The organism is Aliikangiella coralliicola (genome assembly GCF_007004725.1).
GTDB classification, from domain to species: domain Bacteria; phylum Pseudomonadota; class Gammaproteobacteria; order Enterobacterales; family Kangiellaceae; genus Aliikangiella; species Aliikangiella coralliicola.
The window spans coordinates 34,253-46,187 of record NZ_ML660175.1 but is presented as its reverse complement, the minus strand read 5'-3'; the positions used below and the strand labels follow the sequence as shown (position 1 = coordinate 46,187).

The 11,935-nt window shown below is 38.9% G+C and carries 8 protein-coding genes; 3 read left to right on the top strand and 5 right to left on the bottom strand.

What is annotated here, in order from left to right; all coding sequences use genetic code 11:
- The 3 genes from FLL46_RS26815 to nosR all read left to right on the top strand — a co-directional run.
- On the top strand, positions 1-1,358 hold a 1,358-nt coding region (locus FLL46_RS26815), incomplete at its 5' end, for a sensor histidine kinase (protein ID WP_246119414.1).
- Between the two features lie 8 nt (positions 1,359-1,366).
- Positions 1,367-1,795 carry an oxidoreductase gene (locus FLL46_RS26810; RefSeq protein ID WP_142935519.1) on the top strand — a complete coding sequence of 143 codons (429 nt, stop codon included), beginning with the start codon at positions 1,367-1,369 and terminating at the stop codon, positions 1,793-1,795.
- Positions 1,796-1,862: 67 nt separating this feature from the next.
- Positions 1,863-3,179 carry a response regulator c-di-GMP phosphodiesterase, NosR family gene (nosR, locus tag FLL46_RS26805; RefSeq protein ID WP_168204337.1) on the top strand — a complete coding sequence of 439 codons (1,317 nt, stop codon included), beginning with the start codon at positions 1,863-1,865 and terminating at the stop codon, positions 3,177-3,179.
- On the opposite strand, the gene FLL46_RS26800 is transcribed toward nosR, so the two are convergent.
- The 5 genes from FLL46_RS26800 to FLL46_RS26780 all read right to left on the bottom strand — a co-directional run bounded on the left by FLL46_RS26800 (position 3,176) and on the right by FLL46_RS26780 (position 11,800).
- Positions 3,176-5,419, bottom strand: coding sequence for an ATPase, T2SS/T4P/T4SS family (locus FLL46_RS26800; protein WP_142935515.1), 2,244 nt, complete (start codon positions 5,417-5,419; stop codon positions 3,176-3,178). The genes nosR and FLL46_RS26800 overlap by 4 nt on opposite strands.
- Entirely contained in the window at positions 5,412-6,644 is a 1,233-nt protein-coding gene (locus FLL46_RS26795) for a sensor histidine kinase (RefSeq protein ID WP_142935513.1), read from the bottom strand. Before FLL46_RS26795 ends, FLL46_RS26800 begins: the two co-directional genes overlap by 8 nt.
- Entirely contained in the window at positions 6,641-7,297 is a 657-nt protein-coding gene (locus tag FLL46_RS26790; protein ID WP_142935511.1) for a GTP-binding protein, read from the bottom strand. Before FLL46_RS26790 ends, FLL46_RS26795 begins: the two co-directional genes overlap by 4 nt.
- A 452-nt stretch (positions 7,298-7,749) precedes the next feature.
- Positions 7,750-10,122: an EAL domain-containing protein gene (locus FLL46_RS26785; RefSeq protein ID WP_168204336.1), complete on the bottom strand. Its 2,373-nt coding sequence runs from the start codon at positions 10,120-10,122 to the stop codon at positions 7,750-7,752.
- A gap of 382 nt (positions 10,123-10,504) precedes the next feature.
- On the bottom strand, positions 10,505-11,800 hold the full coding sequence (locus FLL46_RS26780; RefSeq protein ID WP_142935507.1) for an ATP-binding protein: 1,296 nt from the start codon (positions 11,798-11,800) through the stop codon (positions 10,505-10,507).
- Positions 11,801-11,935 lie beyond the last annotated feature (135 nt).

The following is an 11,935-nucleotide window of genomic DNA, read 5'->3' as shown; positions in this document are numbered from 1 at the left end:
CTAGATTTCAAGGCAAAGATGACAAAATATCCCTGATTTACAAAAAAATATTTTCATTGATTTCTGAGATTATTCATATCGATAATTTTTATATCTGTGTTATCAATGATGGCCTAATTGATATTCCATTTGTTGTCGATCAGTTTGACAAGTTGTCATCCGAAACGCGGAGCGAAAAAAGTAACCCAGAGCTAAGACATAGTTTGACCGCGTATGCGTTAGATATAGGTAAGTCACTAATATTAAAAGAAGAAGAGATCGTCGAGCTTGAAGAGAAAGGAAAAATAAAACTCCTCGGTAAATTACCCAAGCAATGGATCTTCTTACCCTTCCATACAGGAAATCTTGATGGTGGGATTGTTGCACAAAGCTATGAGAAAAAAGAAGACTATACTTACAGTGATATGTCAATGTTGGCATATGTCACAATGCACGTTGGTAATTTTCTATCTGCTTATAGCTCTAAAGAGAAAATAAAACAACAATATGAAGAGCTTAAAGCAACTCAAAGTCAGCTGGTTCACTCAGAGAAAATGGCGTCTATCGGCCAGCTTGCGGCTGGCGTGGCCCATGAAATTAACAATCCCTTAGGCTATATCAACAGTAATCTTAACTCGTTAAGAGATTATGTTGGAGAGTTAGGGGCTTTCGTCACTGAATTAAGTAAGATCTTCGGGGAGTCGACTCGTGTTGAAGAGCTTCCATCATTGTTAGAAAACTTAAAAGAAAAACATGATATTGATTTTATACTATCAGATATTGTTGAGTTAGTTTCTGAAAGCATTTTTGGAATGGAAAAAGTTAAAAATATTATTCAAAGCCTCAAAAATTTTACCCACGCCGGCGAAGAACAAAAGAAGAAAACCGACATTAATAATTGCCTTGATGAAACAATCAGGATTGTTTGGAATGAGTTGAAATATCACTGTGAAGTTGTAAAAAACTACGGAGAACTTCCCGAAACCTATTGCTACCCAAGCCAACTTAACCAAGTGTTTATGAATTTGCTGATAAATGCTAGCCATGCAATTCAGGAAAATGGAGTCATAACGGTAGTGACCAGCCTTGAGGAAGATACGATTTGTATTGAGGTTAAGGACAATGGCGTTGGTATTGAAGAGAAAAATATTTCACAACTATTTAATCCATTCTTCACTACAAAACCTGTCGGACAGGGTACTGGGCTGGGTTTATCGATATCTTATGGGATTATCGAAAATCATAAAGGCAGCATTGTAGTAACCAGTGAGGTAGGGGTCGGAACTTGCTTTAAAATTAGCATACCAGTTATTCGGCAAGAGGAAGAAAACCAGAAAAATTTAGATGCTAGCTTGAATGGTGTGCCTCCCGATTCGTGAGGTTAATAATGGATAATAACTCTCTGTTTGATGACTTGGTTGCGTTAGAGAAATGTTCTTTTCCCAAGAAATGTGCAACCTGTGGCTTAGTTTACCTGAATGTTGAAGATTTTGTCGCTAAGACCGAAGCGATTAACAAAAAGACTGGCTTAAAATCCTCAGAAGGTGACGAAGGTGAAACTATCCTTGAGCTATTCCGAAATTGCTCTTGTGGTTCGACATTACTTGATTTTTTTGAAAATCGCCGAGATACATCGGGGCGCGGAAAAAAACGTCGTAAAGCATTTGAAAAAGTACTAGTTCATTTGGTCAAAAATGGTATGGATAGAAAGTTGGCGAGACAAGAGTTGCTTTACTATATGAAACACAAAAAAAGTAAGATTTTAGAAGAGGCAGGGTTGTTTGATTCGTGGAGAAGAAAGAAAAGTAGCGGTTAGTTAATTTCAAGTTAGCGTAAAGAATATCGAATGATAAAGACAAATGAAACCTGAGAGAAAGATTTCAATGAGCGAAGAAACAAAAACAACGGAAAAAGCCAGTGTTCTATGTGTGGACGATGAAAGAAATATACTGGTTGCTTTAAGAAGGCTTTTCAGAAAAGATGGATACGAAATACATCTTGCTGAAAGTGGTGCGGAAGGTCTAGAAATTATCAAGCGGGAAAAAATTGACCTTATCATTTCAGATATGAGAATGCCAAGTATGGATGGTGCGGAGTTTTTAAGTCGGGCAAAGGACATTGGACCCAATATTCCAAGTATATTACTAACTGGGTTTTCCGATCAGGAATCTACAATTCGGGCGATCAATGAAGGGCGAATTAGTGCATATGTCAGTAAGCCCTGGGAAGACAATGACATTAAATTAAAAGTAAGTTCGCTTCTTAAAATTCGCTTTTTGGAAGGGGAAAAAGAAAGACTATCAATTCTTACCCAACAACAGAATGAACAATTAAAGGCATGGAATAAAGATCTTGAAGAAAAGGTTGAAGCTAGAGTTCGGGAATTAAAAGAAGCTGAAGGAATGCTAGATCAGGCTTACCGGGAGCTTTCGAAAAGTTACGACGCTGTTGTAAAGCTATTGTCTCACGCCATTTGTGCAAGAGAGAATATTTTTAGCCGAGAGTATCCCGATTTACCGATGTTGGCGGTTAGTCTCGCTAAAAAAAGTGAACTCAGCGATTATATGGTCAAGCAAATTTATTACTCTAGTTTGCTTTTTGAATTAGGTAAACTTGCGTTGCCGGAAAAACTATTAACCACGCCGGTGAAATTGATGGACGTTGATGACTTCGAACAATTCATGACTTATCCTGAAATTGGTGCATCGGTTCTGAAAGGCATTTCTAACTTTACTGATACGGCGCGAATTATTGAGCATCATTACGAATATATTAATGGTTCCGGCGGTCCTGATGGTCTAAAAGGAAGCGATATTCCCATCGGTTGTAAAGTATTGAGTATTGTGAAAGATTACTTTCTATTGCAGTCGGGAAAATACGATGGGATTACTTATACTGCGAGAGATGCGAGGCATTTCTTACTTGAACATAAGAATAAATTGTATGATTACCAGTTAGCCAAGTTATTTTTTGAAATATCTAAGCAACATGAAAAAGATAATGAGGTAAAAGAAGAGCATATGTTATCAAGTATGAATTTGCAGCCAGGGATGATTTTAAGTCGAGATTGCACTAATAAAAATGGTTTGATGCTATTAAACGAAGGAACAAAACTGACCAATGTGATGATTGACAAATTAATTGCCGTTGAAAAAATCTATGCTTGTCCAATAGGGGTATATGTCTGGCTTGATCGCTAATTACCAGATTGAGCGCCAAGAACTCTTAATACTTCATCCGCGGAAATTAATCCTTGATTAACTTTGTCGGCGGCATCCTCGATGAGTATTTTCAGCCCATTTGATTTCGCAATGTTGGTTAACTCGATAAAACTCAGTCTCTCGGTAATTGCCTGGCGAATTTTCTCGTCCAGTACGAAAACTTCATAAATTCCAAGCCTCCCTTTTAAACCAGTTCCCTGGCAAAATTCACAACCCGGTGACTGAAAGTCACGAACGAGTAACTGAGCAAATTTATCTCCAAGTAAAGTTAGTATTTTTTTATCTATTTCCCGTTCCTGCTTGCAATGCTGGCATAACTTTCTTACTAATCTTTGTGCAATGATCATTTCTAATGCCGATGCAATAATGTAAGGCCTTAACCCCAGGTCAAATAACCTGGCAAGTGTTGCAATTGAGGAGTTGGTATGTATGGTTGAATAGACAACGTGCCCGGTTAATGCTGCTTGAAATGCGATGTTGGCTGTTTCTGAATCCCTGATTTCGCCAAGCAAAATGGTATCAGGATCTTGCCGGAGAACTGCTCGCAAGGCAGTTGAAAAACTAAAATCAATTCTATTTTGAACCATTACCTGACCGGCTCTGTCCATATAGTACTCTACCGGATCTTCGATAGTAATATAGTTCTTCTCTGCAGTGGCATTCTTTTTAAGAAGAGAGTAAAGCGTCGTGGTTTTGCCACTGCCTGTTGGGCCTGTAGTCAGAATAATGCCTTGTGGTTTAGTGCTCACAAGTTCGAGCATGGCTAGCTGCTCTTTGCTAAAACCTAAATCGTTGAGTGGAAGCATTGATGAATTTCGATCGAGTAATCGCATTACGATTTTTTCACCATTAATTGTTGGTAAAGTCGATAATCGCAAGTCAACTATCTTCAACGATGACTTCACGGTAATTCTTCCATCTTGTGGTCGTCTTCGTTCGGTGATATCCAGCTCTGCCATTATTTTTATTCGCGATACAAGGGCCATGTGCAAATTCAGTGGTACTTGAATTTTATCGTGAAGAACGCCGTCAATTCGAAATCGCACTAGAACGTATTTGGAGGTTGGTTGAATATGAATGTCGCTGGCGTTTAACCTGATGGCTTCAAGTATTAACGCATTAGCCAGCCTTATCGCGGGTGGTTCGCTAGTGCTTTCAAGAAGGGTGGCGAGTTCAATATCCTCTTCTTCGTCGATAACTATCTCAATAGAGTCAAATGAATCTGAGTAGGATGTAATTGATTCAACATTGTCGAGCTGTGCAGTATCTCCAAACACGTCTAAAATCTTCTTTTCAATATCGCCACAGCTTGCCATGACGACGTTAAAGTCGAGTCCACTGCTGAATCGAACATTTTCTAATACGCCTTCATCAAGGGGATCAGCCATGACTAATGTAACTGTTTTGCCCACTTGACGAATTGGTAGCAAAAGTTGCTGTTTGCAAAAAGAAGCGGGTATCAGGCTGGTAACTGCTGGGTCGATATCAAATTCATCAAGCGAAACCTGCTCAATATAAAATTGATTCTTTATAATTTTCCTTATTTCTTTTTCCGTAATCCAACCCTGCCGCAGAATTATCTTAATAGGAGGGGATTTAGACGCCATTTGCCGCTTTAAGATCTGTTGCACCTGTGTTTCATTAATGATCCCTTTCTTATTGAGCGTTATCAAAAGCTGGCTGCGATTAATTGTCGCCATTTTTGACAGCTTTGAAAGATCAGTTTGATACCGTTTGTTCTCTTTTTCAAGGGAATGATTTCGACTTCTTAGGTCGTATTGTTCAAGTGCAAGAGAAACTGAAATTCTCAGATCATCATCATTCCAGGGTTTTAAAATAAATTTATATACTGCGCCTTCATTAATGGCTGTCATTACCGCCTGAGTATCCGCTTGTCCGGTTAACATAATGCGAATGACATCTGGATGACTTTTTTTTACTTTTCTAAGAAATTCAGCGCCGTTCATCAGAGGCATCTTAAAATCTGATATGACTAGCTGAATTTTTTTCTGCCGTAATATCGCGAGAGCTTTCATGGGATTATCAGAGGTGATTATTGTGTAGTTCTCTTTTCTGAATACGCGGGTAAGAGATTTGAGTACATGTCGCTCATCATCCAGCAAAAGAATTTGGTATTTGGAAATCTCAGTAGATGGCATAGAGCCATTCACAGCAGAAGCCGTTTTTTTCCCGGTGAAAAGTTCGCTGTAATTACTCATTGCTTGTTGGAGTATTTTTTATGGGCAACAAAATTTTTACACTGGTGCCAAGGCCTATTTTGCTCGAAAGGCTGATACTTCCATCATGGGCTCGAATAATATCCTGGCATACCGTTAACCCGAGACCTGTACCGCTGCCGACATCTTTGGTGGTAAAAAAAGGTTCGAATACGTGTTTAACGTCTTCTTCATTGATACCACAACCGTTATCAGTCACTTCGACAAAAATATCATTGTTTTTCATTTGGCAAAGAATAGAAATTTCGCCCTCAGAGCCCATTGCATCAGACGCGTTATTAAGTAAGTTGAGTAATAACTGATTAATGTGAGATGGTTTACAATAAGTAGGTTCGATAGGATATTGGCGAATATTGATATTAATCGACTTGTCGGTAGAGCTTAAAAAGATACGTTTCGCCAGTTCAATGTTTTCGGTCAGATTGACTAACTGTTCCTGGGCGAGTTCGACATTGGAATAGGCTTTTAGATCTGAAACAATTCTTGCTATACGTTTTGCACCGTTGATCGATTCACCAACCAATTCCTGGAAATCATCTAATAATTCTTCTTCCGGCAGCTTTTCGCGCGATTCTGTTACCGGTTTAACTTCTTTGTGTAAAAGATCATTAATCGATAATGCGAGTTCCTCAATATATTCAGATGCAGTATTCAGGTTACTAGAAATAAAACCAATAGGGTTGTTGATTTCATGGGCGATGCCAGCGGCAAGTTGGCCAATGGAAGCCATCTTTTCTGCTTCGTACAGTTTTCTTTGCGATGCTTCTATTACTTTAACTTGTTTTTTGACTCGTTGTTCGAGCTGGTCAGCGAGATTTTTGTAGCGTTGCTCAGAGTCTTCAAGCTGCTCATTTTTGAGTTTTAAGGCGTGGTAGTCTTCTTGCGAAACTTGTACATGAAGACTTGACGCCATGTGGTATCTCCAGTTGGCCTGAAGTATTTCGATTAACATATTGGACGCGGCTTGAGCGATTGACTTATTTTCTTGATCGTATTGAAAATGACCGATTGCTTCGAGTTCCAATATCAACGGCAAAGATTCGATATTGCTTGATTTACCTTGAGAAAACAGGATCGATTGGTCGAGATCAATTATTTCGAAATAATCAAAACCAAACTGGCTTAATGCGTTCGCTATCCTGGAATATCGGTTACTCGGAATGAGTTCTTTTAGCGTGTAATCTCGTTCGAAATCGGTGGTTATCATTGTGCTTGGCCATGAATGATTTGAGTAACAAAAGCGCTTTGAGTAAGTTCATGTTTTTCGCTGAGTGAATAGCTGTTGTCGATTGAGATGTACAAGATATTTAGCAATTCAGTAAATGTCTCAATAACGCCTTCCTGATTCAGTGCGCTCGCAAAAAATAGTTTCCACGGTGTTTCACTCCATCTTGTTTGAAGTTCATCAATTGAAACGATGTTCACTAAATCCCTTTTATTAAACTGCACAACTAGCGGAAGCTGTTCGATGTCCAGGCCGACAAGTTTGATATTTTTAATCAGATTGTTAAATGACTCGGCATTATTTTCCGACTGTGTATTCTGTGAGTCTGCTACAAAAATTACCCCGTCGCATCTCGATAACACTGCTTTGCGGGTGCTATTGTGAATGACTTGCCCTGGTACAGTATAGAGTTTAAGTTTTATCAGTGTATTGTTGCTGGTTTTTATACCGAGAGGTAGTAGATCAAAAAACAAGGTTCTATCATTATGAGTTTCAAGAACTTGCATGTCTCCCTTTAGTTCGGGTTGTAGTTGATCGTGAAGTGCAATGATATTGGTTGTTTTTCCACTTAACGCGGGACCATAAAACACAATTTTTAGTGTTAGCAGTTTTTTTTCCGGGTCCCAGTTAGCCATTAATCTTTCCTGATTAAAAACCGAATGAAAGAGTTGAACCTCAATTGAACATCTGGTCTCAGCTAATACTCAACGTTGCTACATCGCCATGACTTAATTGCGATAATTGATGTGACGGTTCGAAAGTCAACAATTCGTACTGCCTGACGCCATTTAAGCAAGATCTGGTAGCATAAATCACGATTTAATTATTAAATAGTAGACCCATTTGCAATTTTTATCTTTCGCATTTCTTAATATTATTAGTAATCAATAAATTCAGTAACTCGCTGGCGCAGATACTTTAAAAAAAACCAGTTACAATCTCTTCAGGCGATTATTGAGCTGTCATCTTAAGTTGTATTGCATCATTTTTAAATGTGAGCGTTTGATAGCTGACTGTATTCAATCTGCTTTTGAGAATTGAGTTAATTGGACTCGATAATCTTATAGTGGCTGGACAATATCGTTTTTTACTCTACAGACTCATTTCGTTGTTCAAAACTAGCCTCATGGTGTCGAAAAGCTGCTTCAATTTCGCTACATAGCTTATCGTTTTTCCAGGGCTTGGTCAGAAATTTGTATATCGCACCGCGATTGATAGCATCAGTTGCAACATTAAAATTAGTTTGTCCGGAAAGAATAATTCGAGTTGTTTCTGGGTACATTTGATGAATTCTGCTGAAAAATTCGATGCCGTCCATGCCCGGCATCATTATGTCGCAAAGGATAACGTCAATTTTATGTAACGCCATTAGCTCAAGAGCTGCCTCTGCATTTTCTGCTTCAAAAATATTCAATTTTAACGGGCGCAACAGCCTTTTTATTGACGACAGTATTCTCTTTTCGTCGTCAACTATTAACAGTGAACGCTGATACTTATTCTGGCGAATTTCATCTAGCTTTATACTCGGATTTTCGACTAGTAGTTGGCTGCAACTTTCTGCCGTTAATGGTCGACTGAAATAATAGCCTTGCATCATGTCGCATTTTTGCTGGATTAATAGCGCTAATTGAGATTGAGTTTCGATTCCTTCTGCGATGACTTTAAGGTCGAGACAATGGGCTATTGCGATAATCGTTTTGGTAATGGCCAGGTCGTGTGGGTCTGTCGTGATATCCTTGACGAATGCGCGATCGATTTTTATTTCATCAATCGGGAATCGTTTCAGATAACTTAAGTTAGAGTAACCCGTGCCAAAATCATCAATCGAAATTTTCACGCCTAGAGTTTTTAATGCTTGCATGATTGTTATGGTTGTTTCCGGATCGGTCATTGACAGACTTTCAGTTATTTCGATAACTAAATACCGGGCTTCCAGCCCACTTTCGGATAAGACATTGTTAACGAGTTGAACTATGTTAGTTTGCATCAACTGCTTTGCAGAAAAGTTAACTGCCACAGTTACTTTTGAGTGTCCTTCATTTTGCCAGCTTTTGTTTTGTTGACAGGCGGTTTTCAAAACCCACTCTCCGATTTGTGAAATTAAGCCTATTTCTTCTGCCAGCGGAATAAATTGAGCGGGTGGAATAACGCCTAATCTAGGATGTTGCCATCGAATAAGTGCCTCAAGTCCAATGATATTGCCCGAATTCATATCAACTTGCGGTTGATAGTGAAGTTCAAACTCATTTTGTTGTACAGCGTGGCGTAATTCAGTTTCCAGGGAAACCCGTTCTTGAAGCTCTTTCTGCATTTCAGGTCTAAAAAAACTAAATTGCCCGCGACTGTCTTTTTTGGTCTGGTGTAACGCGGTGTCAGCGTGTTTTAAAAGTGTTTCGGCATCTTGACCATCTTTGGGAAACAAGCTGAACCCGATACTGCAGGTTACGTTGATTTCCTGGTTGGCATATTGTATTGGTTGCTGAATATCCTCTAACGTTCGTTGCAACAAGTTCAATGTTGCGGCTGCTGAACTCTGATCATTAAGAACAAGAACAAACTCGTCGCCGCCGTGTCGAGCAACGATGTCAGCCTGCCGAACGCTATTGATCAAACGAGTACCAATCGTAATGAGTATTTTATCTCCAGCCTGGTGGCCCAGGCTATCATTGACCAGTTTGAAATGATCCAGATCAAGCATCACCACCGCGAGTATCTGGTGGTTAAGCTCAGCCATCGAAATCGACCATTGCAACTTTTCTTTTAAAGCGGAACGATTGTCGAGGCCGGTTAGTTCGTCGTGTTTTGAAAGATAAGAAATATCAGTTGCACGCTTTTTCAACTCTTGCTTTTGATCCTCCAAAAGTCGCTGTTGTTTGGTTAGTGATTTAAGTAGCTGGTCAATTTTTTCTTGATGCATTTGCAAATCAAATGCTCTAGCGATAACTCCCGCCAGTTGCTCGATTCGTTTTGTGTCTCTTAGCGTGAAGTCTCCAGTGATTTTGTCACTGAACAGAAGAGCGCCGATTATACTGTTATCTATTGCCCTGATTGGGGTAATCAAATAACCACATACCTGGGGATGTTTCAGGCAACTGTGATCCTTAAATATTTCCTTATTCTTCCAAATTGAATGAGCAACTAGCTCCTTTTGGGTTTTCCGTCTGGATTTATTGGCGCGCTGAAGATCTCGAAAGATTTCTCCATTGAGGAGTTGCAAATCTAAGGGATTATATTCTTTATATTTTTCAGAAAAAGAGTGCGCTTGAATTGTGTTATTAAAATCACCATCAGGGGCGTAACTTAATGTTACCTGGTTTGCATCAGATAGTTGCCGGCACTGGTTGACTATTATTGTTAGCGTTTCGTTAAAATTTTTCGCTGTTAATGCATTGACTATGGTTTGATTGATATCTTTGCTGGCGGCCGTGCTTTGGTAATTATTTGATGGTGGCAGACTCATTGATGGTCTCTCGGTTAAAATCCTTCTTCGGAGCATGCAGGTCACAAAATAACAAACTTCTGCAGACTTAATCAAATCAATGAATTGTTATCGATTGAATGATATTGCGACTTGCTATTTCCTATAACGAAAGTTTAGTTTAAGTTGATTGGTTTACAATTGATAAATTGAGATAATTAATAATGAGTTTGTTAAAACCTGGAATTCTTGCCTGGGTTAAATGAAATCGTTGGAAAAGCTGCTATGTATTTGTTTGGTTTTGGTGAAAAGGCACATTTTTCCGTTGAACTAATCAATCAAATCATCTCTTTTTGTTATAGATTTGCTAAATAGATAACAAAATCGAAATCATTCCTTGTTTAGTCTTTTATTAAACTAGCATTTAAGAAGAGGTTGCCGCTACTTTATCTGTGGTTCTTGCTAAGGGTAATGTAACTACAAACTCACTGCCTTCTCCGGGCCTGCTCGTCGCGTTGATATCGCCGTTATGCTGTTTGATGATATCAAAGCTTACTGATAAACCAAGCCCCGAGCCTTCACCGATGGCTTTAGTTGTAAAAAATGGGTTAAAGATATCGCGTAAAACTTCCTGTTCCATGCCTACACCATTGTCCTGAACACAGATGATAATATCGTCATCACGAATCTCTGTAGATATACGAATGACACCATTTTCTTGAATAGCCTGTACTGCATTCAGGATGATATTCATCAGTGCTAACTTGATATGTGAAGCATTACAGATGAGTTCTACATCTTTGCAAAAAGATTTTTCTATTTTAAATTCCTTTTGTATCTGAGACTTCACTAACCAAAGGCTCGATTCGATACATTGCTCTATACCTATCGAAGAATTTTCTTCGACTTCCGCGTCGGAAAAGACTTTCAAATTGGTAATAATTTTTTTGACTCGTTCGAGGCCTGATTTCGTTTCACTAAAAATATCCTTAATATCGTCAAGAAGAAAATCAAAATCTAGCTGTTGTTTACTTTTGCTTATGTCCTTGAGAATTGAATGTACTGCTGCTTCAGGTTTCTGTTCAACAATCGCTTGCTCTAGCGCTCGGTATAATTGAAACAACATTTTAAAGTCATTGAAATATGATTGCAGTGAATTGGTGTTACTTGTGACAAAACCCAGCGGGTTATTGATTTCATGTGCAACCCCGGCTGCTAGTTGACCGATTGACGCCAGTTTTTTAGAGCGGGCTAATTCTGACTGGGCCTTGTTAATATCGTAGTAGGCTTTTTGCAACTCTTTATGCTTAGTTTTTAATTGCCTTTGCTGCTTGTCGAGCCGTAAGAAAATATTGACTTTGCTTCTGAGAATTCTTTGATCAATTGGTTTTAACAGATAATCAACAGCGCCGCTTTCGTAACCTTTAAAAATATGTTCGCTATCCACATTACAGGCGGTCACAAAAATGATTGGAATATTTTTTGTTTGCTCATTAGCTAACATGATTTGAGCAACTTCATAACCATCCATTCCTGGCATATGTACGTCGAGCAAAACCAGGGCGAGCTCCGTTTCTTTTACAATGGATAACGCTTCTTCGCCAGAGCTGGCCGTTAACATTTCCGCGCCACAGCCATCCAACATACATTGAGCCACAAAGATATTCGTCTGGATATCATCAACGATTAGAATCTTCGAGTTTTCTTTTGGTTCGCTCATTGAGATAGATCTTTATCTTAAGTCAAGTTCCTTAAAATTATAGTTCATATCTGCGGTGACAATAGAATATGTAACTGGATAGGCTTACATTTTTTTTACTGATAGCTAACCCTGCATACTGAGTCCGATGGATTT

Excerpts from the sequence above, each read along its gene's own strand:
- FLL46_RS26795 (WP_142935513.1), bottom strand. The coding sequence starts at position 6,644 with ATGATAACCACCGATTTCGAACGAGATTACACGCTAAAAGAACTCATT.
- nosR (WP_168204337.1), top strand. The coding sequence starts at position 1,863 with ATGAGCGAAGAAACAAAAACAACGGAAAAAGCCAGTGTTCTATGTGTG.
- FLL46_RS26810 (WP_142935519.1), top strand. The coding sequence starts at position 1,367 with ATGGATAATAACTCTCTGTTTGATGACTTGGTTGCGTTAGAGAAATGT.
- FLL46_RS26785 (WP_168204336.1), bottom strand. The coding sequence starts at position 10,122 with ATGAGTCTGCCACCATCAAATAATTACCAAAGCACGGCCGCCAGCAAA.
- FLL46_RS26780 (WP_142935507.1), bottom strand. The coding sequence starts at position 11,800 with ATGAGCGAACCAAAAGAAAACTCGAAGATTCTAATCGTTGATGATATC.
- FLL46_RS26790 (WP_142935511.1), bottom strand. The coding sequence starts at position 7,297 with ATGGCTAACTGGGACCCGGAAAAAAAACTGCTAACACTAAAAATTGTG.
- FLL46_RS26800 (WP_142935515.1), bottom strand. The coding sequence starts at position 5,419 with ATGAGTAATTACAGCGAACTTTTCACCGGGAAAAAAACGGCTTCTGCT.